The organism is Bradyrhizobium neotropicale (genome assembly GCF_001641695.1).
Taxonomy (GTDB): Bacteria; Pseudomonadota; Alphaproteobacteria; order Rhizobiales; family Xanthobacteraceae; genus Bradyrhizobium; species Bradyrhizobium neotropicale.
Window position 1 is genome coordinate 1 of sequence record NZ_LSEF01000022.1, and the last position, 23,973, is coordinate 23,973.

21 protein-coding genes are annotated in these 23,973 nt (G+C 60.9%); 5 read left to right on the plus strand and 16 right to left on the minus strand.

Annotated features, from left to right (window positions below):
* Nucleotides 1–10: 10 nt before the first annotated feature.
* The 4 genes from tnpC to AXW67_RS44970 form a co-directional block, all read right to left on the minus strand.
* Nucleotides 11–1,663, minus strand: coding sequence for an IS66 family transposase (gene tnpC, locus AXW67_RS02805; protein ID WP_063676418.1), 1,653 nt, complete (start codon nt 1,661–1,663; stop codon nt 11–13).
* A 45-nt stretch (nt 1,664–1,708) separates the two neighbouring features.
* Entirely contained in the window at nt 1,709–2,056 is a 348-nt protein-coding gene (gene tnpB / locus AXW67_RS02810; RefSeq protein ID WP_063676425.1) for an IS66 family insertion sequence element accessory protein TnpB, read from the minus strand.
* Nucleotides 2,053–2,454, minus strand: a complete 402-nt coding sequence (gene tnpA / locus AXW67_RS02815; RefSeq protein ID WP_063676427.1) for an IS66-like element accessory protein TnpA — start codon at nt 2,452–2,454, stop codon at nt 2,053–2,055. The genes tnpB and tnpA overlap by 4 nt, the downstream gene beginning before the upstream one ends.
* A 288-nt stretch (nt 2,455–2,742) precedes the next feature.
* Complete coding sequence (locus tag AXW67_RS44970; protein WP_145927380.1) at nt 2,743–3,018, minus strand: winged helix-turn-helix domain-containing protein; 276 nt, start codon at nt 3,016–3,018, stop codon at nt 2,743–2,745.
* Nucleotides 3,019–4,510: 1,492 nt separating this feature from the next.
* Between AXW67_RS44970 and AXW67_RS02825 the strand changes: the two genes are divergently transcribed.
* Entirely contained in the window at nt 4,511–5,911 is a 1,401-nt protein-coding gene (locus AXW67_RS02825) for a serine hydroxymethyltransferase (protein ID WP_063676522.1), read from the plus strand.
* A 1,557-nt stretch (nt 5,912–7,468) separates the two neighbouring features.
* Here AXW67_RS02825 and AXW67_RS02830 read toward each other — a convergent pair.
* The 12 genes from AXW67_RS02830 to AXW67_RS02885 form a co-directional block, all read right to left on the minus strand.
* Nucleotides 7,469–8,956: a lyase family protein gene (locus AXW67_RS02830; RefSeq protein ID WP_063676430.1), complete on the minus strand. Its 1,488-nt coding sequence runs from the start codon at nt 8,954–8,956 to the stop codon at nt 7,469–7,471.
* A gap of 152 nt (nt 8,957–9,108) precedes the next feature.
* Nucleotides 9,109–11,109, minus strand: coding sequence for a methyl-accepting chemotaxis protein (locus tag AXW67_RS02835; RefSeq protein ID WP_063676431.1), 2,001 nt, complete (start codon nt 11,107–11,109; stop codon nt 9,109–9,111).
* Nucleotides 11,110–11,300: 191 nt separating this feature from the next.
* Nucleotides 11,301–12,647, minus strand: a complete 1,347-nt coding sequence (locus AXW67_RS02840; RefSeq protein WP_063676433.1) for an amidase family protein — start codon at nt 12,645–12,647, stop codon at nt 11,301–11,303.
* Nucleotides 12,648–12,680: 33 nt separating this feature from the next.
* The gene (locus AXW67_RS02845) at nt 12,681–13,364 is read right to left on the minus strand and encodes a DUF2848 domain-containing protein (protein ID WP_063676435.1); all 684 of its coding nucleotides are present in this window, start codon (nt 13,362–13,364) and stop codon (nt 12,681–12,683) included.
* Nucleotides 13,348–14,040: an ABC transporter ATP-binding protein gene (locus tag AXW67_RS02850; protein WP_063676437.1), complete on the minus strand. Its 693-nt coding sequence runs from the start codon at nt 14,038–14,040 to the stop codon at nt 13,348–13,350. Before AXW67_RS02850 ends, AXW67_RS02845 begins: the two co-directional genes overlap by 17 nt.
* A complete protein-coding gene (locus AXW67_RS02855; RefSeq protein ID WP_063676439.1) occupies nt 14,040–14,786 on the minus strand; it encodes an ABC transporter ATP-binding protein in 747 nt (248 codons plus the stop codon). Before AXW67_RS02855 ends, AXW67_RS02850 begins: the two co-directional genes overlap by 1 nt.
* Nucleotides 14,783–15,706 carry a branched-chain amino acid ABC transporter permease gene (locus AXW67_RS02860; RefSeq protein WP_063676524.1) on the minus strand — a complete coding sequence of 308 codons (924 nt, stop codon included), beginning with the start codon at nt 15,704–15,706 and terminating at the stop codon, nt 14,783–14,785. The genes AXW67_RS02855 and AXW67_RS02860 overlap by 4 nt, the downstream gene beginning before the upstream one ends.
* The gene (locus AXW67_RS02865) at nt 15,706–16,605 is read right to left on the minus strand and encodes a branched-chain amino acid ABC transporter permease (protein WP_063676440.1); all 900 of its coding nucleotides are present in this window, start codon (nt 16,603–16,605) and stop codon (nt 15,706–15,708) included. Before AXW67_RS02865 ends, AXW67_RS02860 begins: the two co-directional genes overlap by 1 nt.
* A gap of 46 nt (nt 16,606–16,651) precedes the next feature.
* Nucleotides 16,652–18,040 (minus strand): ABC transporter substrate-binding protein, encoded by a 1,389-nt coding sequence (locus AXW67_RS02870; RefSeq protein ID WP_245315392.1) that lies wholly within the window; start codon nt 18,038–18,040, stop codon nt 16,652–16,654.
* A 52-nt stretch (nt 18,041–18,092) separates the two neighbouring features.
* Nucleotides 18,093–18,473: a hypothetical protein gene (locus tag AXW67_RS02875; RefSeq protein WP_063676442.1), complete on the minus strand. Its 381-nt coding sequence runs from the start codon at nt 18,471–18,473 to the stop codon at nt 18,093–18,095.
* 17 nt (nt 18,474–18,490) lie between these two features.
* A complete protein-coding gene (locus AXW67_RS02880) occupies nt 18,491–19,960 on the minus strand; it encodes a 4-hydroxyphenylacetate 3-hydroxylase family protein (RefSeq protein ID WP_063676444.1) in 1,470 nt (489 codons plus the stop codon).
* Between the two features lie 21 nt (nt 19,961–19,981).
* On the minus strand, nt 19,982–20,500 hold the full coding sequence (locus AXW67_RS02885) for a flavin reductase family protein (protein WP_063676446.1): 519 nt from the start codon (nt 20,498–20,500) through the stop codon (nt 19,982–19,984).
* A gap of 145 nt (nt 20,501–20,645) precedes the next feature.
* Here AXW67_RS02885 and AXW67_RS02890 point away from each other — a divergent pair, with 145 nt between their 5' ends.
* From AXW67_RS02890 to AXW67_RS02900, 4 genes are all read left to right on the plus strand, one after another.
* Nucleotides 20,646–21,257 carry a MarR family winged helix-turn-helix transcriptional regulator gene (locus tag AXW67_RS02890; RefSeq protein WP_063676448.1) on the plus strand — a complete coding sequence of 204 codons (612 nt, stop codon included), beginning with the start codon at nt 20,646–20,648 and terminating at the stop codon, nt 21,255–21,257.
* A 912-nt stretch (nt 21,258–22,169) separates the two neighbouring features.
* Complete coding sequence (locus AXW67_RS41535) at nt 22,170–22,658, plus strand: hypothetical protein (protein WP_145927381.1); 489 nt, start codon at nt 22,170–22,172, stop codon at nt 22,656–22,658.
* 13 nt (nt 22,659–22,671) lie between these two features.
* Nucleotides 22,672–23,100 (plus strand): helix-turn-helix domain-containing protein, encoded by a 429-nt coding sequence (locus AXW67_RS41540; protein ID WP_136623896.1) that lies wholly within the window; start codon nt 22,672–22,674, stop codon nt 23,098–23,100.
* Complete coding sequence (locus tag AXW67_RS02900; RefSeq protein ID WP_063676452.1) at nt 23,101–23,760, plus strand: hypothetical protein; 660 nt, start codon at nt 23,101–23,103, stop codon at nt 23,758–23,760.
* Nucleotides 23,761–23,973 lie beyond the last annotated feature (213 nt).

The following is a 23,973-nucleotide window of genomic DNA, read 5'->3' on the forward strand; positions in this document are numbered from 1 at the left end:
TGCGTGAAGGTCAGGCGGCCTGCTGATCGGCGGGCTTGTCGGCTTGGCGCAGGAGCTTCCATTCCCAGGGCAGCAGTTCGTGCAGACGCGATGCGGGAAGATCGGCGATACGGGCGAGGACGTCGGCGAGCCAGGCCTTGGGATCGACTTCGTTGAGGCGACAGGTCGTGATCATCGTCAGCATGATGGCGGCACGGTCAGCGCCACGCTGGCTGCCGGCGAAGGTCCAGTTGCGCCTTCCCAAGGCGATGCCTCTCAATGCGCGCTCGGCACAATTGTTGGTCAAGCAGATCCTGCCATCGTCGAGGAAGCGGGCGAAGTCGTCCCAGCGCCGGAGCATGTAGTTGATCGGCTTCAGGACCTCGGAGGAGCGCGAGAGGGTTTCGCGCTCACGCAGCAACCAGGCGTGCATGTCCTCGAGAAGCGGATTGCTCTTTTCCTGGCGCATGGCGCGCCGCTCGTCGGCGCCGCTGCCGTTGATGGCGCGCTCGATCTCGAACAACGCATCGAGTCGTCTGACAGCCTCCAGCGCGATCGGAGAGACCGGTTTGCCCTTCTTACCTTCTCGAGCATTTTTCTCGATGTCAGCCAGCTCGAAGAAGCCCCGCCGCGCATGGGCAAAGCAAAACGCCGGCGTAATCGGCAGCGCCTTCTTCCGCGGGTCGAACAGCGGCTCGAAGCCGCTGTAGCAATCGGCTTGCAGGATACCGGCGAAGGCGGCCAGATGCTTCTGGGGATGCTCGCCTCGTCGGTCGCTCGAGGCGTAATAGACCGCCGCCGGCGGCGCAGGCCCGGCGAAGGGCCGGTCATCTCGCACATAAGTCCAGATCCGCCCGGTCGTGCACTTGCCCTTCGCCAGGATACGGATGGTGGTGTCATCGCCATGAAGGCGCTCGGCAGCGAGCACATGGCGTTCGATCAAGTGGAAGAGCGGCATGACGGCGAAGGTCCCGTGGCCGACCTGGTCGGCCAGCGTCGACAACGGCAGGTCGATCCCCTCGCACTTGAAGCGCGCACTCTGGCGGTTGAGCGGGATATGCATGCCGAACTTGTCGAACAGGATCGTCGCCAGCAATTGTGGGCCGATGAAGCCGCGCGGCGTGGCATGGAACGGCGCGGGCGGCTGGCTGATCTTCTCGCAATCGCGGCAGGTGAACTTCTCGCGTACCGTCTCGATCAGCTTGAAGCGGCGCGGGATCTCCTCCAACGTCTTGGTCACATCCTCACCGATCTTCGCCAGCCGCGATCCACCGCAGCAGGCACAGGTCGTTGGAGCCTCAATGACCACGCGCTCGCGTTCGATGTCGTCCGGCCATGGTTTGCGCACCGGCCGCTTGCGCATGAAGGGGCGGACGTTCTGCGTCTTCGCCGCTGCGGCCTGCGCGGCAAGCTCATCCTCGCTCGCCGTGGTGACGAGTTCTTCGAGCTCCAACTCCAGCTGCTCGAGCAGCCGTGCCGTGCGCTCGGAGCGCTGCCCGTACAGTTCGCGTTTGAGCTTCTCGATCCGCAGCTCCAGATGCGCGATCAGCGCCTCGTTGTCCGACAGCTCCGCCCGCGCACTGGCAGCAACCGCCTCGGCTTGCAGCCGCGCCTCACGCTCGGCCTGCAGCGCCGCCAGGGCACTGACAAGGTCCGATGGAAGATCGTCCGGCTTCGATATCATGAAGCCATTGAATCAGATCAAGCAGCAGATTCAAACTGTAAAACGCTATCCGACCCGCGTCGGACGCTGGGTTTCTTGAGGGTTGCGCCAATCGATCCCGGACAACAGATAGCTCAACTGCGCCGGAGAGATCGTTACCGATTCACCGGCAACCGATGGCCAGATAAACCTTCCTCTCTCGAGTCTTTTGGTAAACAGGCATGCTCCCTGGCCATCGTGCCAAATGACCTTCAAAAGATCGCCGCGTTTGCCCCTGAAGCAGAAAAGACCGCCGCCCATGGCGTCGCGCTTGAGCACTTCCTGCACGCGCAGAGCCAGGCTCGGAAAGCCACACCGCATGTCGGTATGGCCTGTCGCCAGCCACACTCGCACGCCCGTCGGGATCGGGATCACCGTAGTGTCTCCAGCGCTCGCATGATCCGTAGCAAGACCGCGACATCGACGTTGCGATCCACGATCACACGTCGGCCATTCGCGGTCACGACTTCCAGAGTGCCTGTCGCCGCCGGTGCCGCACGCTCCGTCGTCGACTGGACCTCCGACACAATCCGGGCCGGCACAAATCCACCTACCTGACAGCCGCCAAGCTGTCCTTCGCGATGGGCCTTGCGCCACGAAAACAGAAGCTGTTTCGAAAGCCCATGATGCCGTGCTGTCGCCGACACCAGCCGCGGACCCGAAAAACTTTCCTCGACAATCCGCAGCTTCTCGGCAGCCGACCAGCGCCGACGCCGACCAGTCTCCACAATTTCAAGGCGACGCACTTGGCGACTATCAGTAAGAATATCCATACCGACAGTCAGCTACAGACCGGATAAACTCGCAAGACGGCCGTCCTCGGACGAGTACGGTCTATCTATGAAAAGTAGAACAAGTCGGGCCAGCGGGCTGCCGCTCGGCAATTTGGGTGGAAGCGCTCCCCACCCAGATTGTCGAGCTATAGCGGGACTCGCGAAACCATATCGTGCAAGCCGACACTATTAACTCCCTTGGGCTACGAGAGTGCCGCCAGCATCCGATGCAACAGGCAATCGGATTTGCGCCAGGACAGAGGATGAGCGGAAGCTGGCGGTCGGCGGTTACTCCTGCGCATCGAGGGAGTAACCTCGGGAGTGCACCGTGCGGATATAGTTGCGCCGGCCGCATCCGTTGAGGGCCTTGCGTAGGCGGCCGATATGGAGGTCAACGGTCCGTGAGGTGACATGAACGTTCTGGCCCCAAATGGTCGACAGGAGTTCGGCCCTAGAGAACACTTGCTCCGGGTGCTCGAGGAAATGTTGCAGCAGGCGGAATTCTAACGGTCTCACCTTGATTGGTTGACCGCACAGAGTGACGCGTTGTGCGCGAATATCCATGACGAGGTCGCGGAACACTAACTTGTAGTGAGGCTTGGCTATGTCCGGGGAAGCTGAGTCTTCCTTGCTTTCAGGAGGGCGCTTATTGGATTCGCAGCTCTGTACTTGAACGTCAACGTGCCGTTCCTGCGACCTTGGGGCTGCAGAAGCCGGTCGAGCGGCATTTTGCTGAACAGGTATGGAGCCCTCATCATTCCGGTCGACCACTTAGTGCGCTCTCACTGGTTTGTTTGACTATCCGACGCCCAAACATCTTTCGCCCAATAGATCGCTTGTTTATCAAGCGGAGGCCACCCCTTGTTGCAAAGGTGCAGGTCGGCCCCGCTAGCTGATTAGGCGAAAGGGTGCCGCATTCGCGTATTTGGGTTGCATGCCTTGCGTACCTCGTATTCAAAGCCCAACGTTGCATCAAATCTGTGCAGCGGCTCCGCCGCGCCGTGCGAACCACGTCAAATGTGAGATCAGAGCACTCATCACAGACATCCAGCAAGTAGCTGAATGCGCGGTCGAGTACCCACGGGCCGCCAGCGGGCGTCGGGGTGTCGAGCAAACATGCGGTCGTCCTCGATGAACGACCAAGCGCGCCATGGCTGCTCGACTTGTGCATCGATTCGGTGCGGCGCGTTCGAGGAGCACTGACCTTGCGCATCGAGTTGGGTAGGCTAGAAAGCGGCCCTCTCAAAGAGCCCACTGCCCAGTATGCGATCAAACAAACCAGACTACGTCTGCTTCTGACACTACCAAGACTGGTAGGCTTCAAACGACCTACAAAAACGGCTCGGTCATACCGTCGATGTCGACCGAGAGCCTGGTCAATTAACGCACCGCGGGAACCCTATGTGGCCGTCGACAAGGTCGCGCCGCAGTAGACGCTGCGCAACGGGCAACCAGCGACACCCATGATGGGTGACGGTGTTGAAGGTAGGTTCGGACCGCATCATAGCGTTGCGGTTGTTGGGGGCAGAGATGGCCCCTTGAATTGCAGTGACGATCGAACCTCGGTCAACTACCAGCCCTAGCAATTGATCAAGATGACAGAAGGATGTCACCTATTGCAGACGGAAGACGCCGGACATTGGCTAGGACTCGGCCTGCAAGACCAATCATAAACTGTTTTCATCAATGTCTCGGAACCGCGCGCTGTTTCCTCACCTACTGAAGTACTGCACGCTCAGATCTGCTCCAACAGCGAACTCTCCATGAAAGTACGCACGACGGACTGTCTAGCGCGATCGCCAAGCGCGCCGGTTCGCAATTCTAGGCGCCCCGAAAAAGAGGTTGCCCTTGGTGATCGCTCTAACGAGAACACGCGTCATTGCGTATCGTAAGCCCGAAGCTCAAAGTGATCTGGGCCGATCACTCCATAAGAACTGAAAAACCGTCACGGCTGTTAATCAATTCTGACAACACACTGGACCACCGCGCTACTAGAGAATGAGAAGAGTGCGTCCCAAAAGACACTGCCGACGAACCACCCAGGTTGGAGCGAATGATGAGTGCTGAAGCACTTGAGGACCTCGACGACTTCTACAGGCGCTGTAGCACAACACTGCGTTCTGAGGACAGCGAATTGGCGAATTTGCTGCGCCACGAATATTTCCGGCAAAATAACAGTTTGGTGCTGGTGGCCGCGGCAGGCCTGATGGACCCTTCGGTGATGGCCTGCACAGGCTCGGTGCTCGAGAATATCACCAGCGAGGGGTACCCAGACTGCCGCTTTCATGGCGGCTCCGAAACTGTCGATCACATCGAGCGTCTTGCCATCGCGCGGGCAAAGACTCTCTTTGGCGCGCAATATGCAAACGTTCAGCCGCACTCAGGAACTTCAGCCAATCTTGCCGTCATGGCGTCGCTACTGTCGCCTGGCGATAAGATTCTCGGCCTGGATATCCGCGCCGGTGGACACCTCTCGCACGGAGCGAATGCCTCGATAACTGGTCAATATTTCACGGCAATCGCCTACGGGCTAAATGCCCAAGGGCTAATCGATTACGAACAGGTCCGCCAGCTTGCACAGAGACATCGTCCCAAGCTGATTGTCTGCGGAGCCAGCGCCTATCCGAGACGCATCGACTTCGCGCGGTTCCGCGCTATAGCCGATACCGTAGGCGCACTGTTGCTCGCCGACGTATCCCATATCGCGGGCCTGATCGTGGCCAAACAACACCCCAGTCCGATCGACTACGCCCATGTCACGACCACCAGCACCTACAAGCAGTTGAACGGCCCACGCGGCGGCCTAATTCTCGCTGGTAGGGACGCCGCAAACCTGGTGACATCGGGGCAAGAGCCGCTCGCTCAGTTGCTGCAACGCGCGGTGTTTCCACTATGCCAGGGAACACCGAATTTCGCCGCTATCGCGGCGAAGGCGCGCGCCCTGGATATCGCAGCCTCAGCGAATTTCCGCGCTCTCATCGCACGCACCGTCGAGAACGCCCAGGCGCTAGCATCAGAGCTGACTCGACGCGGATATTCGGTGGTGACCGGCGGTACCGACACGCATATGGTCCTGCTCGACCTGCGACCAACCGGACTGACTGGCATTGCGGTAGAAAGAGCCCTCGAATCCTGCGGCATCATCTCCAACAGGAACACAATTCCGGGCGACAGCAATCCACCGAAGATCGCAAGTGGCATCAGATTTGGGACGAACGTGCTGGCACAGCGCGGTTTAGGGCCAAACGAGATGGCTCACTGCGCCCAGCTCATTGAGACGGCTATCAACGCTATGTCGTCCTCTTCGGAGCTCACCATCGAAATGCGGCGCAGGATCGGGAGCGAGGTTCTCGGGCTCTGCCAAAGATTTCCGCTGCCCGGCCACGTTTTCGCCTCCCGGACGCGAGACTGGGCAGGTTCGGAAGCTGGCCTGGCCTCAGAGAACGTTTCGGCATGAGCGATGCGCTGGCAAGTCTTGAATCTGCTCGACACTGACGACAGTGTCGCCTTCACTAGGGAATGGCGCGTTCGGCTCGTCGCTGGTCTCTTGACCTAGATGACAGGCTTACCACCCTCGCCTTTGCAAACATGCGCTTCAAGTTTCTGCGCCTCGATACACGTTACCCAGATAGACGCCTGTAGCCGTGATCGATATCGGCAGACCACAACAACAAAAACCCATTGAAGCCCTGATAGGGAACGCTGTTGCCGCGCAGGGGCCGCGAGGTACGTCCATCGGCATGCTCTTCCATGGCTGACGCCAGGGGCCCACGTCACTCTTGAGCGCAGTACGGCGCGGTAATCAAAGTGAGAGTGCGTCTTGCTACGCAGTTACGATCACTAAGCGATCTGCTGATCGACATCCGTTTTCATGGGTTGTCCTTTCTTTTCCGGTTGCGCATGCAACCGGAACTAGGCCAGCGCCAATGAGCGGGGGTTGGCCGTCACAGGCCGGAAAACGAGCGGGTTGGTGCGGGCCGGAGCGCAGCGACTACACCGCCGCCGGTTTCCGCCCCTCATCTTTGATGAGGGGCTTGGCCTTGACGGCCTAGGGGCCACAGGCCCCGATCCGGCGTGCGCGACGGCGCATCGCCCACCTGGAATGGCACCGGGCCGCGTGAGCATAGCGACCCGAAGGGGCATGCGGGACGAGTGCAGCAACGCGACCGGTTAAAAGGGCACCCGTCAGGATGGGCAGTAATAGCGATCGCCGAAGGCGAGCCCCTCCTGCGAGTGCCCCCGGCGAGGAGCACCTTAGCCCTTGCGCGACGGGATCGTGACCAGACGGGCCGAGGCCCCAGCTTCTTTGGGGGGACTCGGTGAGCGCAGCTCATAGAACCCGGTCCGCATGGCGGACGCGCCCGCCAGGAGCGGCATCGTCCCTCCATGAAACGCCCACCATGGCCCCACTCCCGCCTTTTCGCATCGTCCTCGGCATCGTGTCGCAAGACCTCGCGCTCCTTCGATTGGCTTTCGGAAGGTGTACGCTCGCTTCCCCGCCTCAACAGCCTGTGTCACACGGGTGCGATTGTCGGGCCAATCTCCGCATTTCAAAGGTCGTCGTCATCCGGGACGGTAGCCGTGAGGCCATCATATTTCCAGAGAGGCAGGCTGTCCTCCACGAGGAGTTCAGCACCATCGCAGCCCCACGGAAGCACCTGCACGAGCTCGCATATCAAACCGCAAGGCAAAGCGCCGGTCATGGCGCTATTGCGCTTCCAAATGCAACGCTTCTGGCCTGGCCCTGGTTTGCCGCTTATCCGAAATCGCATTGCCGCTTCTAAACTGCTCAAAGATTTCACGCACTTCGGGCGTCGGTGCGACGCATAAAGTTCGATACGTATCCAAGAAGGCCCACCACTCTTCGCCCTTTGGGCTTCGCGTGGCGCCGCCACGCGGGAGACCGAAGGGTAAAGCGTGTCCGGCGTAGCTAGAGCGCAGCGCAAGCGACGACGGACTGGCGCAAAGTAACCTAAGGCGGACTGATGCCATGGGCTACGCGCGGCTGGAACTGTCAGTCCTTGAGGCGATTGAATGCCGCATCCAGCTCTGTGGATGCCTTTGCAAGGGCGGATCGTCGACCATCGAGCCAATCCTTGTCCGCCACGAGTTGTGCTTCTTGGGCGGCGAGCATACGGGCGACTTCTGCTGATTGAGGGCCGCCGAGGCCGCGGCTGGAGCGAACCATGTTCTCGGGCGTCAAGATTTCTCGGAAACGAGCTTCGGATAACGGAAAGGCAGCCTCTTCACCAAGTAGGCCCTTGGTCGATTGCGCAAAGATTCTCTTTGCGTCTTCGTAAGGCAATTCGGACGCCCGAAGGCCGTGACCACGTCCGAAATTCACGAGCTCGGACGCGAAATGGTGGCCGACGCGGAACGGGACGTTGGCCTCTCGCTGCAACACGTCGGCCAGCTCGGTCGTGGTGGCATAGTCGCCATTCACCTCCTCGAGCGCGCGGGAGGCATCGAAGCGCAGGGTTCGAACCAGCTTCGCCATGGCAGCCTGTAGCTGGGTGGCCTCCCGCAGAGCATTGTTCGCAGCATCGCCGCGATATTCGATAACGCCCGGCCCAATATTGTGCGCCAGCATGACCGCACTTTGAGCCAGACCCAAAGTCCGAGTGGCTTGCTCGCGGGCGAGCAACATCGGGAATGGATTCCGCTTTTGCGGCATGATGCTGCTCGGGGTCGTCTCACTGGCCGCCAGCAGGAACCACGGCCGGATCTGCCGATATTGGTCCAGGAGGTCCGCCAGCAGCGCGCCGCTGGTTATCGCGGAGGCGGTTGCCAGTCCCGCGACCTCGACGTCGAGGTCGAATGGCGAGACATGATTCGCATCGAACGAGTTCACGATCGGACCGTCAAAGCCAAGGAGAGTGGCGAGCTGCTTGCGATCGATGGGGAAACTCGATGTGCCGACCGCGGCAGCTCCGAGCGGCGAGAGATTGAGACGTGCATAGCCTTCTTTGACACGCTGGGCCTGCCGTTCGAGCGCTCCCAAATAGCCCGAGACGTAGTGGCCGAGCGTAATCGGCTGCGCCTGTACACCCATTGTGAAGGCCGGCATGATGGCGTCTGGCGCGGTCCGGGCAAGGTTCAGCAGCGCTGCGCGGTAGTCGTTCAGGCTCGCCGCACTCTCAAGATATGTTTCGCGCAGCACCAGCCGTTGCCACGTGGAATACATGTCTTGACGACTGCGGCCCGAGTGCAGCCGCGTGACGTCGGTCCCTCCGGCCGCTATCAGCATGGGTTCGACGCGCAGGTAGTCATCAGGGCGGGATGCTCCTGGCTGCTCGCCATCGCGGATCACCTTCGCGACGGCTGCGGCAATCTTGCGACCCAGATCCCGTTCCACAATCCTGGTGTCAACGACGATGACCGCCGAGGCCTTGTTCATCTCGCCGATCCAGTAGAAGCCATCATGGACTGGTTGGGCATAGGCCGCCGAGACCTTGAACAGGATTACGGCCGCAATGGCTCGCCCGAAATGACGCCAATTCATGAATTTTTCTCCAAAAGTTTCGGCTGTCATGACGGTCCGCGCAGACGGCTTGACCGTCTTGTCGTTATTCCATGGACGCTTCCAGGATTCCAGTCAGAGGCTTCGCTGCACCACGTTCTTGTCAACAGCGGCATGTCGAGGTTGGCCGGATGTCAGCTTGCGCGAACGTTCCCCAGGAAACGTCGGACTTCACGGCCGAGGAGACTGGCTTGTGTGGCCAATTGACGGGCCGCGTGCAGCACGTCGTTGGCGACGGCATCGCCCCCTATGGCAGCCTCATTCACGACAGCGATATTGGAGGAAACGCTGTTCGTGCCCGCAGCCGCCTGCTGAATGTTGCGACTGATTTCCTGGGTGGCTGCACCTTGTTCCTCCACGGCCGATGCAATCATGGCCGAATAGCTGTTGATGGCGGCGATGATCTCCGAAACTTTCCTGAGTTCTTGGGCCGCCTCATCGGTCACGGACTGAATGTCGTGTACGTGCGCAGCAATCTCCTCCGTGGCCTTGGCGGTCTGTCCGGCAAGCGCCTTGACCTCGGTTGCCACGACGGCGAACCCCTTTCCAAGCTCTCCGGCACGCGCCGACTCGATCGTCGCATTCAAAGCGAGCATCTGGTGCGCAATCGAACTGATCAAGTCGACGACGGCACCGATACGTGCCACCGCCGATAAAAGGCCGGATACTTTTTCGTTCGCGCTGTTTGCCACCGATACTGCTTGTTCGGCGGTGCTGGAGGACAAATGCACTTGCCGACTGATCTCGCCGATGGCGCTGGACAGCTCTTCGGTCGCCGCGGCCACCGATTGAACATTGACCGCCGTTTCCTTGGTCACGTCAGTGACGGCGCCCGTTAGACTTTCCGTCTTGCTCGCTGCCGCAGCCATTTCCTGGGCACGCGCTTCGATCTGTCCGGCCTCCACCGAAACGGAATTGATCACGCTTCCGACTGTAGCCTCGAAGGCGTCCGCGAGTTGAGCCATGGCCAATGCCTTCTCGTGCTCGACGCGAGCTTTCAATTTGTCCTGTTCCGCCGCGAGCCGGCCGTTCTCGACCATGCCCCGCTTGAATATGACCAAAGCTTCAGCCATCTCGCCGATCTCGTCGGAGCGCCCCTCAGCCGGCACTTCGACGTTGAGATTGCCCTTTGCCAATTCCCGCATCGAGTTGGTTATCGCCGCGATCGGCTTCGCGACCATGCGAGAAATAAGGAGACCCAGGCAGAGAACCAGCATCAGCACGGTAATCGCGACGACAAGAATGAGCATCCGTCGAAACGCGAAGATCGGTTCCAAAACCTTGGTTCGATCAAGCGAAATGCCCACGAACCACTTCGCAGACGGAACGCTGCTTATCGGGAAGAAGCCGACGAGACCGGCTTGGCCCGCCCCCGAAGTCTCTCGGATCGTTCCGTCGGCAGTGCGGAGATCGAATCCGCTAGCCAGCGGCTTGAGCACTTTTTCCTGCTCGGGATGCACCAGCACCGTGCCCTCGGAGTCGACCAGAAAGGCATATCCCTTTCCCTCGAGAGGCAACCCCTTCAGAAAATCACGGATCGCGGTGAGTTCAACATTGCCACCGGCCACGCCAGCGAGACCGTCACGGCCATGGATCGCGCGGGCGATGGTGATGCTCAAGCCGCCGTCTGCTGCCGCGCTCACGAATGGCTTGGTGACGATGGTTTGCTTTTCTGCGGCAGCCGCCTGGTACCAGCCACGCGTTCGTGGATCATAGCCCGCAGCCATCTGCAGGTTTGGTTCTCTGATGTGGATCCCATCGGGTCGACCGAAGTGAACGGGATAGAACGTGTCCGTGAGCGTCTTCGACCGGAGAAGCAGACGGAGATCTGCCTCCGATCCCGCCACTCCGGTGAGCTCGATCTCATCCGCCAGAGCCTCAAGCAAAAAGCGGCGCGCTTCCAACCAGGCCGTGATCCTGTCCGCCGCGCCTTGACCTATCAGCCTGCTCTCGGATCGCGCATCTTGATCCAGCATCTTCTCGGCCACCGACGCGCTCAGAAACGCAAGCGCACCGAGCCCCGCGACCGTGAGCAGCGACGCTGCGATCATGATTTTGTAGACGAACCGGCTTCGTCTTTTCCTCCCTCGCCGTCCCGCGTCCACGATCAAGGTCTGTTCGATCGGAGGTTCCATCTTCCCGTGCCCCTCGGTTTGATTGATCCGGCTTTCGAATATCGGCGTAGATCGAAACAGCGCCCCAGACTTGGAAGGTAGACGCAAGCGCGTCTTACCTTCCGATCATCAACACCAACGTGCCCATGAACATGATGACCCCGATGGCAGGGAGCACGATCCAAAGCGCCTCGTTTCTCATTTCGAAGCGCTCACGGCGACGCGATTTCGACAGCAAGTGGCGAGCCCGACGGTCGCGGCCGCAGCACTGCTTCGATGCATGCAGCAATCTCCAGCAAGCGCCTGTCCGAATTTCTGCGGCCGACAAGCATCAGCCCCTTGGGAAGACCATCAGCCGGCAGCGGCAGCGAAACAGAAGGGCAGTCCAGCATGTTGGCGACGCGAGGATTGCGCAGCACGAGCCCGTTGAACTCATGAAATGTCGCGTCCTCCTCGACCGACGACAGAAGCGGCGCACGGATCGGCGTCGTCGGCAGGACGAAAACCTCGTTGTTGCCAAAGGACTGTTCAAAGGATTGGATCGCCGCTTTCCGGAGACGCACCATGCGCACATAGTCGGTGCCGAGGATAGCGGCGCCGGCTTCGATGCGAACGCGGGTTTTCGGATCGACCCCATCCAGGCTCGAGAGCCCAAGACCACGCAGCGTCGCGCCGACCTCGATGGAGGGAAACGTGCCGATCCGGTCGATCCCCGCGACACGATCGAGAGCAGCTTCGATCGAACCGTCCTCGATCTGCAAGCCAGCCGACCGAAGCCGCTCCATGGCAGTCTCGAACGCACTGAGCACCTCGGGCTCGCAGCGATCGAACAAGCGCCCGCGGGCAACGATGAGGCGGAGCGTGCCGGGAGAGGCACTCCGCAGCCGCGACGGCGCGGCCTCCCCCGAAAGCACCTGATCGGCCATGAAGCAGTCGGCAACGTTCAAGGCAATCGGACCGATCGTATCGAGGCTCGATGACAGCGAGAACGCGCCGGCGGTCGGCACGAATCCGCTGGTTGGCTTGAAGCCGACTGCGCCGGACAGGGCGGCCGGGATTCGAAGGGAGCCGCCGGTATCGCTGCCTATGGCGATGTCCGACATGCCGTCGATCACCGACACCACGGCGCCCGATGATGAGCCACCTGGGGCGCGCTGGCGGTCTCGTGGATTGCCCGGCGTGCCATCATGCGGATTCGTGCCGAGCGCAGAAAAGGCAAACTCGGTCATCTGTGTCTTGCCGATGACGACGGCGCCCGCGGCCCGCAACCGTTTCACGACTTCAGCATCTTCAACGGCCGGCGGCAGGCGGCGCAGGACCGCAGATCCGGAACTCGTGACCGTGCCCGCGACGTCGAACAGCGCCTTCACGGAAACGATGCGGCCATCGAGCGCGCCGCGAGGACTACCTGCAGCGGCGCGTCGATCTGCGGCCTCGGCCTCCCACCGGGCGCTGTCCGCGAATACCGCCGTGAAGACGTTCTCCGCTTCCGGCGACCGGATCCGTGCCAGCGCGGTCTCAAGGCGTGCAACGGCAGATTGGCTGGGTCGACCGTTCATTGCTGTCACGGACACCGTTTTTGCGAGGCGGGATCAGGAAACGACTGGCAGCACGTCGACGTCGTAGCTGTGCGTCAGCTTGCGGCCGAGCACGGGATCACTCAGCTCCATTTCAAAGCGCGTCCCCGGCCGAATGCCGCCGATCGCACCGGGCGTGCCGCAAAACATCAACGTGCCGGCCGGCAGCGTGCTTGAGCCGGTGTGGCGCCGGATGAGATCCCGCGGCGTCCGCAGCGAGGACACTGGGCTCTCCTGGTAGAGAACCCGCGTGCCATCGATCGTCGCCCACGAGCGAAGAACCAGTTCATCCCAATGATCTTCGACACTGCCATAATACCAGAGCTGCGAGCCGACCGGCTTGCCGCAGAGCTGCTTCGAAAGAGCGATGCCCGACGCTTCCGCCTTGCGGTCAGTATGGTCTGACCCGATGCCCACCCAGAGCCCGTCAGCCATGGCGATGATGACCGGCTCGACTTCACCAGAACTGTCCGGGCCGAGCACGGTCAAGCGGTTTTCCTGGGTCAGTGTTTGGGCCGCGACGCGGTAGTAGAGCGGCGTCGTCGAGGGACGTGAAATGCCGAGCGCGGCGAGTTCCTCGATATGGTGCTCGATGGCGGCGGCATCCCTGCCCGCCCAACCTGCGATGATGAGAGAGTGGATCTCGACGCCGACGCGGTCTGTCCGGTCATTTGCGAGGCGGTCAAATTGCAGCAACATGAAATTCCCTCTCCTTGGTCGATGTGGCCAGGACTTCACCGCGCTCGATCTGAAGCGTCCTGTCGGCGATCCGGTCGAGCAGCGTCGGCGAAGACTCGGTAATCAGCATGGCGAGCTCTGGCCGGTGCTTGCGCAACTCGCCGAGCGTGCGCGCATAGTCCAGCGCGAGGGCCGGCGCCAGGCCCTGGAAGGGTTCGTCGAGCAGCAGGACCTTGCGCGCCACCGTCAGCGCACGGCCCAGCGCGACCATCTTGCCCTGCCCTCCGGAAAGGCCGCCGGCGGGCCTGGAGCGCATCACGTGCAACTCGGGCAATAGCTGATAGATCTCGTCGAGCCTGTGCGCGATTTCGGCACGGTCGAGCTTCAGAGCCAGCGCCGGAAGACGGATGTTCTCCTCGACGCTCAACTCCGGAATCAGCCGACGGTCCTCCGGCGCGTAGCCGATGCCGGCCCGCGCGCGGGTGTAGGCGGGCCTGCTGCCGAGATCGTCGGCATCGAGGCGGATCGTGCCTTCGTCATGCGCGATGAGACCCATGATCGCACGAAGCGTCGTGGTCTTGCCGGCGCCGTTGCGGCCGATCAACACCGTCGTCTTTCGCGCAATGATCTCGCAACTGACCCCGCGCAGTACGCGGGCGCCCTCGATCGAGACGCTGACCTTGTCGAGACTGAGCATCAGGCTACTCCCACGACACGTTGGCGAACTTGCGCGTTGCTGAACACCTCATCGGGCCGCCCCTGGGCCATGATATTACCGGCATTCCACACCAGCACACGGCTCGCATAACGGGCGACAACGTCCATATCGTGCTCGACGAACAGCGCCGTGATGCCACGCTGGCGCAGCGCGCTCATCAGCGCCTCCATCAGCGGGAAGCGTTCGAGGGCACTGACGCCACTCGTCGGCTCGTCCAATAGCAGGAGCCGCGGCTTGAGCGCCAATGCCACCGCGATATCCAGCAGCTTGCGATGACCTTCCGGCAGCGTGCTGCTGATCCGATCGGCATCACCGGCGAGCCCGACCAGATCGAGCAAGGCCTTTGCCTCGTCGCGCCGCGCCGGCGATTCGAGCGGCCGGACCGCGCTCCACAGACCATCGGTTGCCGCCAGCGCCAACATCATGTTGTCGATCACGCGCTGGGTGGAGAAGAGCTGCGGGATCTGGAACGCGCGCGCGACACCTCGGCGCGCGATCGCGCGCGGCGACAGGCGGGTGATGTCGTGACCGTCGAGCAGCACCCTGCCCGATCTCGGACGAATGTAACCTGTGCAGATGTTGAGCAGCGTCGTCTTACCTGATCCGTTCGGACCGATGATCGCAAGGAATTCGCCGTCATGGATCGCGATACTGACGTCGTCGGCAGCCTTGACCCCGTTGAATGCGACGTGGAGACCCTTGGCTTCCAGGATGGGACGCGTCATAGGCTCGACACCTCCCTGCGCGCGAACAATCCATAGACTCCCTGCGGCATGAACATGATGACGACGATCAGCGTTATGCCCACGATCAGATTCCAGGAGTCCGTGACGGTCACCGCTGCGCTGTGCAGCAATTCCAGGAACAAGGCACCGATGAACGCGCCCGGCACGCCACCGATGCCGCCGAGCACGGCGATGAGCACGAGGTGGCCGGATGCGGTCCAGAACGCGAAATCGGGAACCACGCGGCCGATCGCAAAACCGGCGATCGCGCCGCCAAGCCCCGCGAGGGCCGCCGAGATGACGTACGCGATCAGCAGAACCGCCCAGACCGGAATGCCGAGATATTCGAGCCGGATCTCGTTGGTGTGGACAGCCGAGAGCGCATGACCGAGCGGGCTGTTCAGGTAGCGCTGAACGGAGACACCGACGAGCACCATCAGTCCGAGGCTAAGATAGAACAGGACGTTCTTGAATACCGGCTCGGCGAACACGATACCGAAGACCGCCGGAACCGGAACAGGCATGCCGTCGGTGCCGCCGGTGACGCTGTAGAGCTTCGCACACAGCGCGTAGAACACCATGGAAACCGCAAGATTCAACATCGCGAAGAAGATCGCCCGATAGCGGACGAGAAACGATCCGGCGACGGCGCCGACGAGTGCCCCGGCCAACACAGAAAGGATCAGGAGCAGGCCAAAATCATGGATGCCGGCGCGCGCCAGGAACGCGACCCCGTAGGCACTCGCGGCAAAGAACATCGCATGACCGATCGAGATCAGACCGGCGCGGAGCAGCACGGCAACGCCGAGCGCCGCAAATCCCTTGGCGATCGCAAGCGTCAGCACGAATTGCAGCCAGGGGGCGGCGACAGGCAGCACGGCAAGTATGAGTACCGCCAAAGTGGCGAAGATCGTTCGCATCATATCCTCCGCGCGGTCATCGACCCGAACAGGCCGTAGGGGCGGATCAGAAGCACGACAAGCATTGCCGCATATGGCGCAACGGCATCCAGCGAGGGCACCAGATAGATCGCGAGCACGCGCGCCACACCGACGATCAGCGAGGCCACCGCGGCGCCCTCGATCTGTCCGAGCCCGCCGATCGCCGCCACCGCAAAGGCGAGCACCATCGTGTCGGCGCCGAGCCCCGGCGCGATGCCCGACGTCGGCGTCGCCAGCGCGCCTCCCAGGGCCGCCAAGAACACGCCGAGCGAGAACGCCAGGATGAAGATCCGGTTGGTGTCGATGCCGATCGACTGCGCCATCTCACGGTCGGTCACCACCGCCGTGATCAGGCGCCCGAGCCGCGTGTGGTTGATCAGGAGCCGCAGGCCGATGACGACCAGAAGCGCCATTCCGATCAGCAGGATCTGGTAGTTGAGATAGACCACACCGCCGATGGTCAACGTGCCGAGCAACCGCATCGGCGCGTCTTCGTAGAAGGACTGCACGCCGAAGATCATGCGCTGCAGGTCCTCCAGGATGAGGAATAGCCCGAACGTGACCAGGATCTGGACAGGTTCCGACTTGCCGTAGGTCCAGCGAACCAGGCTGCGCTCGATCAGCGGGCCGAATATCGCCGCAACGAAGACGGCGCTGAACAGCAGCGCCGCGAACGACAGATACGGGTTGAGCTGCCGGCTCGCAATGAACAGGCAGATCGATGCGGCGACATAACCGCCGATCGAATAGAGGCTGCCATGCGCGACGTTGAGGACGCGCAGCACGCTGAAGACCAGCGTCAGGCCCACCGCCGCGAAGAAGATCAACGCGGCGCTGGCCAGACTGTCCAGCAGCAAGGGGATGATTGCATTCAACATCGGCCTGGGCCCTGCGTGATTGGAATCAGGTGAACGTTACCCCGGCCTATTTGTAGCTTCCCGGCTTCGGCAGGCTCTTCGCGAACTCGGGCTTGAGCGTCGAAATCCAGGCGAACGGATCCTGACCGGCCTGCGGCATCAGGCTTTCGCCCTTGTAGCGAACCATGTCGCCGATCACGGGAAACTGCTGCCCCGATGTTTTCACCGTGACGCCGACGATCTGGTCGACAAGGCCGTCATTGTCGGCGCGCGTCTGTGCGGTGCCGGTCAGGGTCGCGACCTTGCTGCCCTTCATGGCATCCGCGAGCTCGGCGCGCGTCGGCCATTTTCCGCCGTTCTTCTGCATCGCGGCCTTGTAGGCGGCTTTCACGTAGATCAGCGTGTTGGCCATCTTGATGGACGGGAACACCGGGTACTCGCCGAAGCGCGCCTTGTATCTTTCGGCAAACTTCGCCGTTTCTGGATTGGCCTTGGCGTCCGGCGACATCCACCAGCCGTCGCCCAGAACCCCGACGATGACGCCGTCGGGAAGCGGCACACGCTGGAGCACCGTCTCGCCCAGCGCGAGGATCACCTGGCTGGAGGTAAAGATTCCACGCGGCGCGGCCTGACGAACGAAGTTCTCGAGGTCGGCGCCCCAGAGATTGGAGAATACGACATCCGGCCGCGCGGTGGCGAGGCGCGAGATCTCAGTCTGGTAGTTGGGCGAGCCGAGCTTCGGATAGAGTTCAGCGACGATCTCGACGTCCGGTTTCAGGGCCTTGAGCGCCGCGGTGAAGATTTTCGCAGCGTCGTGACCGAATGCATAGTCCGGATTGATGATCGCAACCGTTTTCACATCCGGCTTGCGATCCAGCAGGTAGATCGCATAGGCGATGAATTCGGGCACCGTGTTGCCGTTGGGACGGAAGACGTATTTTCTCTTGCCGTCGATCAGCAACTGATGGGTATCGCAGTTCCAGCCCACGGTTGGCACTTCGAGCTGCTCGGCGAGCGGTGCGAGCGCGAGGCAATTCGCGCTGGACAAGGCGGCGACCATCACCTGGTTCTGCGCGTCTGCCGCCAACCGGCGATATTCCGCGATCACGCCTTGTGCACCCTGTGCTTCGTCGACGTAAGTCGCCCTGACCGGCACGCCTTCAATGCCGCCCTTTGCGTTGATTTCCTCGATGATGAGGTCCGCGGCATTCTTGCCGGGCATGCCGTAGGCTGCGGCGGGACCGGACGTAAACGTGAAGATGCCCAGCCCCAACGAGCCCGGCTTTTCCTGTGCAGCGGCGGGAGTGGCGGCCGCGACACCGATGGCGAGAGCGCCGGCGAGACCGTCGGCCACCAATCGGAGATTGGCCTGCGACAACCCGCGATGGAGTCCGAAGAGCAGTTCGAGTGACGACAGGCAACGCGCAACGACGATGGAAATACCTTTGAACGCCATGATTTCTCTTCCCCTAGGCAGTCAAATGAAGTTGTGGAGCAACGATCCGGCGTCACACCGGATCGAAATAGTGCATCTCCAGAAGCAGGCAGCCCTTCACGGACTTGAAAGGCCCGTGCGGTGCGTGCGGCGGCCGGCAGGCATAGGTATTCGGCGGAAAGCTCTTGCCACCCTCGCCGTTCGCATCGTTGCCGACGATGAGGTCACCTGAGACGAGATAGACCTCTTCCCAATACTCGTGCGAAAATGGCGCGGTCGTGTGGACGCCGGGCGCGAAGCGGAGCAGCCGGGTCCGCGTCCCGCGCCGGTTCTCCTCGTCCAGTCCTCCCGCGATGATTTTCTGCTGGATGCCGGCCGGATAGCCCGCCGGCACTTCCCAGCCGCTGGCCATGTCGAGCGTGTAGAATTCGTCGTGCTTCTTGTTGACAGGCATGCTTTGTCTCCCTTGGTTCAGGCGGCTTTGCTGGCGGTCGAGACGCCGTTGAGGTCGTAGGAATCGAGCATGGTCTGGACAAGGCGGTCCGCGCCGGCCCAGTCATAGGTGCGATAGGAATGGCCCTTGGTGACGAAGGTCGCACCGGCGTAGAACATCTCGTATTGCTGGTGGCGAGACCCGAACTCGGAGCCGACGGCATCCCAGGCGAGCTTGTAGAACTTCACTCGGTCATGCGAATTGGCCTTCGGAGACTGCTGGGTCTTGCCGATGAACGCTGCGATCTCGGGGTTGCCGAAGTCGGCGACCGACGAAGGCAGCATGATCATGCCGCCGCCGGCGAGTTCGCGCAGCGTATTGATGACGTGGGCATAGAGCTGCTGCGTCAGCACCTGCGCGGAATAGAGCGTGTGCCGGTCCGGGATGAAATAGGGGCCGACCTGCGTGCCCTTCGCCTCCATCGCCGCCACCAGCGCATCGACCATGCCGGTCTCTGCTGCGAGCTGACCGAGCATCTCGCGAACCTGCGGGAATTGAGTAACGCCGTTCATTTCGGCGGTCCGATGCGCAAGGCCAGTCAGGAACTTGAGCTTCACGCTGAGACGAACCATCGCCTGGTAGTTCTGATAGACGTGGCAGGGCGTGGCGTGAAACTGCTTCTGGCACATCTCGACGTTGCCCTCGATGAAGACGCGATCCCAAGGCACTTTCACGTCGTCGAAGTAGAGAACCGAGTCGTTCTCGTCGAAACGGCTCGACAAGGGATTGTCGAACACCGCGCCGGCGGCGTCCTCGTAGGACTTTCGCGACAGCATCTTGAGACCCTTCGTCTTCATCGGGATCGCGAAGGACATCGCATAGCGCTCTTCGCCCGGGCGCATCGGCTGGATGGTCGTGACGAAGACCTCGTCGGCCACCACACCGCCGGTGGCGAGCATCTTGGCGCCGCGGATCGTGATGCCTTCGGCATCGCGGTCGACGACACCGGCGGTGAGGAACGGATCCGCCTGCTCGGCCGCCCCCTTCGAACGATCGGCCTGCGGATTGATGATGACGTAGGTGAGATAAAGGTCCTTGTCGCGGGCGTAGCGGTAGTAGCTCTCGAGCGCGCCGGCGCGGGCCGGATCATAGTCCTTGAAGACGTCGAGCCCCATGTAGAGTCCGGAAATGCAGGATGCCACGTGATCCGGGGCGCGGCCCATGAATCCGGCATGCAGCGACGCCCATGCCTCGAGCGCCTTTCGCCGCGTCACGAGCTCGGCATAGGAGGCCGGAAGCTGCCAGATGCGGTTGGCGCGGCCGGCGCCCGTATCGAACGTCATCAGATCCGCGTTCTCCGGCGCGCTCGCAAAGTCGAACAAGCCCGCCATGGAGCCGGCGAGATTGCGGAAGGCATGGTGGGTCGTAACATCGCCCACCGAGGCGCCGTTGATGTAGATGGTCCGGCCGTCCTTCAGGCCTGACAAATATTCCTTTGCGCTACGCATCGCGGTTTCTCCGGTTCGAAGCTAGTAGTGAATGGGAAGCGGCCAGGTCGGCTCGCGCTCGGTTTCGTCGACGAGGTCGCGGTAACGACCGCGAAAGAAGATCAATGGCGGGGCCGGCTCGCTACGCGCAGCGTGACGGACGACGCGGACCACAAAGATCACATGATCGCCGCCATCGTAGTTTCCGAACGGCGCGCATTCGAAATGGGCCAAAGCCCCCGATATCAGCGGTGCCTCGGCGTGACCGACTGACGTCTTGACCTGATCCCACTTGTTGGAGAGAGCGCGCGCGAACTGGTTGGAGATCTGCTCCTGGTCGCGCGCCAGGATGTTGACGGCGAAGCCCCTGGCTTCGAGCATCGCGGGCAGGCTACGTGCCTTGCGGTCGACGCTGAACAGGACCAGCGGCGGGTCGAGCGAGACCGAGTTGAACGAACTCATGGTCACGCCGATAAGCTCTTCGCCCTTGCCGCGCGCGGTCACCACCGCAACACCGGTGGCGAATTCTCCGAGCGCACGCCTAAATGCACGATCCTCCATGGACACCCGCCTCGTCGCCCGGTCCTGATTTATAATTCTCAGCTAGCTTTTTGACAAAGCTATTTGGAGATGTCAAGCCCACTTGCTGGGCGCGCCCATGCGTGCTTTTTAAGCAAGCTGGCAAGACTATGATTTTGCGGGGAGAATGACCGTGACCGATGCGCTCTCGACGGCGTCGAAACCCGAGCTACTCGATAAAGAGGGAGACCGTACGCTTCGAGGTCTCCTGTACGACTATTTCGCCTTCGGCCGCAGCCTGGAAGCCGCCCGTGAAACATTCGCGGGCTTTGTCGGCCTATCGCCGACCCAGTATCTGATCCTGATCGCGATCAAGAATTCAACCGCGGAAGAACCGATGGGAGTGAACCAGGTCGCCGAACGACTGTACTTGAGCGGTGCCTTCGTCACCAACGAGATCAACAAGCTGGTTTCCGACGGCCTCCTCGAGAAGAGCCCCCATCCGGAAGACGGACGGCGGGTGCAACTTACCCTCACCCAGCACGGGGTGAGTCTATTGATCCGTCTTGCCGCCCTGCAACGACCGGTCAACGACGCATTGTTTGGGATGCTGACGCGCGAGGAGTTTAAACTGTTATCCCAGCTTCTGTCTCGCCTCGCATCCAATGCCGACAGCGCATTGAAGCTCGCCGAACATGTTCGAGCGACACTCAAGTTTCAGGAAGATCAGCAGGCCTCCGCAGCGAATTTGCCGGAATCCCGTAAGAAGCGCCGCACGACGCTTCGCAACACCCGATAACGCCAGGAGGACGGCTGCCGTTTTCGCCTTGTCGCTGATGTCACCTTCTGAGCCAGCAGTTGTCCTCGCCGACCGGCTGGCATGCGGCAGACTGGCTGGCTGGAATCAGAGACCGCGAGGACAATTCAACAGCGCCGCAGTCGCCGGGAATTGCGAACGAGCTTGTGGGTGGCGTGCTATACACGCGATCAGCTTGGGTCATTGGATTTCGGTCCTGTATGACTTGGGTCAGGGCCGAGGCGGAAGCTACAATCTTTCCCTCGGCCTGTTCCCGTGTTATCATGGAAACATGATAAAAGCAACTCATGTTAACACGAAAGCACGAAAGACACGCGCCACCGAAACTGGCGATCTCGTGGGGGTCCGTATTCAGAACGACCTGGCAAAGCAGATTGACGACTGGCGCCGCCAAGAGAACGACCTGCCCGGCCGCCCGGAGGCCATTCGCCGGCTAGTCGAGATCGGGTTAAAGGTGAAGCGGTAGGATGCCTGACCGAGAAGAACGCGCTGAGATCACGCTAAAGCGCGAAGCAACCGTCAAACAGCTATTACGGCGCGCAGCCAGGCGTACCCGTCCTAGCCAAGCTTTCTCAGCAGTCCCTTACGCTCGCGAGACAGACGCAAACCGCGAGTTTGCGCCGGAGCGCGATGCAGACAGCCTCGTATGGTTCCTCATCGCCCTTCCGATATTCATGGTCGCCCATGCGCTCTGCGTGAAGATTGGCGCCATTTAGCTCTCGGCGTAGGCGGAAAAGGCGCGGCGGCGACCCGCGGCCGGGTCGAGACCAGCCGAAAGCGGTCCTCGCTACGAGGTCCGCGACGCTTTCCTCCCAGACGTAGTGCTGCTATTTCATCACAACCTTTAGAAGTTTGATGGTCGCCTTCATTTGAAGTTTAGAGTTGTTGACTTATATGGCAACAATAGACGATGTTCTGGGAACGATAGCGGAACTCTATGATTTACCCGCTTGGGAACCTAGGCAGACGGTAAATCAACTATGGGTTGCGCCGAAATTCTGGGACGCGTTCGACTCCACGGATGCGCTTCATGATGACAAGCTAACAATAGGTGGAAGGACGATTGCAGAGCATATCGAGCAAGGCTTGTGCGATTTCAGATGCTCTGAGCGACCGAATGCAGGCGACCTTCGTCGCATGCTGCCCAACAAAAAAGGTGTCTGGAAAATCCATGTTCCCGGCGCGAGAATTTATGGATGGTGTCCGCGAGCGCGCGCGTTTGTGGCGGTGGGCTTTGCGCTTGAAACCGACACAAAGAGAATTTCAACGCTGAACGACTCCAAGCGCGAAGACGTGCTGACCTTCATCAAAACGCACAAGCTCGAAGATTCTGTGTTGTTAGGAGATATCCTTGCCATCTTCCCGCCGCCAGCCAAGCCCTAGACGGCAGATTTTCTTGAAGCTTTCCGGAATGATCGAAGGACAGCTACGGGACGCTTATGCCAAAAAACATGAAGCGGGCGAGCTCAATCAATCGAGCCTTGCTAACAAGCTCGGCGTCAATCGGTCCGCCGTGCACCATCGTCTTACCGGTCGGACCAATATGACCGTCGAAACCATTGCCGACATGGTTTGGGGCTTAGACCACGACATCGAACTGAAGATATTCGATCCGTCAGAATCCAAGAGAAATCACCGAGTAGCCGGGCAAACGTCATCGTCGGCTGTTGGCGGGCCGGCGAGCACCAACAACCCTCTCATGCAAATCGCATCCACGGCCCCGTCCTCGAACACATCAGCGCCTTCTGCGCTAGGAGGCACGCAAAAAAGCGCCACTCCTGAAGCACCGCAGAGTTATCGCTCGCAGCTTATCGGTGTGAAATAGATGCAGATCAAAGCGGTTCTAGTAAGTCAAGCTATTCGCTTTTTTGCGGAACCGGCGGAGCCGGTAGCGGTGCGACGATCGCCCATCCCGTTGATTAGAGGCTTGCAGGACAAATACGGGTTCGTCCAAGTCCCGACCACCATAGCGGAGTTGGACTTCACAAAGGGCGTGACCTTTCTGCAAGGATACTACAAAGGTTTAGTCATATCTAAGCTACAGGTCTACGAGAATGGGATGCTGTGCGAGGCGCTAGCTGACAACAGTGCGTGCGATGAATTTATGGGCGAAGTTCTCGAATGGGCGAAGACTGAGCACGCCATTCCCATCAAGGAAAGCGGCGTGAAGGCGTTCATCAGTCAGCTCGAGGTCGTGACTAACGTAGATCTTGAGAAACACCTTCAGAAGATCGACTCTGTAGCCGCCCTTATAGGCCAGTCTTTGAAGAGTTATGGGCAGCCGGTCGGGCTCTATCAAATGAGCGGGATCAAGTTGCACTATGATTCGGCCGCAACGCCCGTGCCGCGCCCCCCAGAGTTTGTATTCGAACGGCGAGCTGGAGAGCCTTACAGCACCAACCAATACTTTTCCTCTGCGCCGCTTCGCACGGCTGACCACATGCGCGTTCTCAATCAGCTTGAGAAGATTTTTGGGACGAGTTGAACAGATGCCTTCAGGGCGCCGAAGTCTTCGTTTTACTGATGGTTGGGTACCGCACCAGAACTGCCCCGTTTTGCCGCTCGCTGCTCAACGGTCCTCGAATTGCCTCTCCACACTCGATCTGACTATGGTCAGCCCTATCGCGCTTTCGCGCCGCTGACATCGAACGGCCCATCCACCGTCGATTTGTTTCGCAAGTCTCCGACGTGCGCGAAA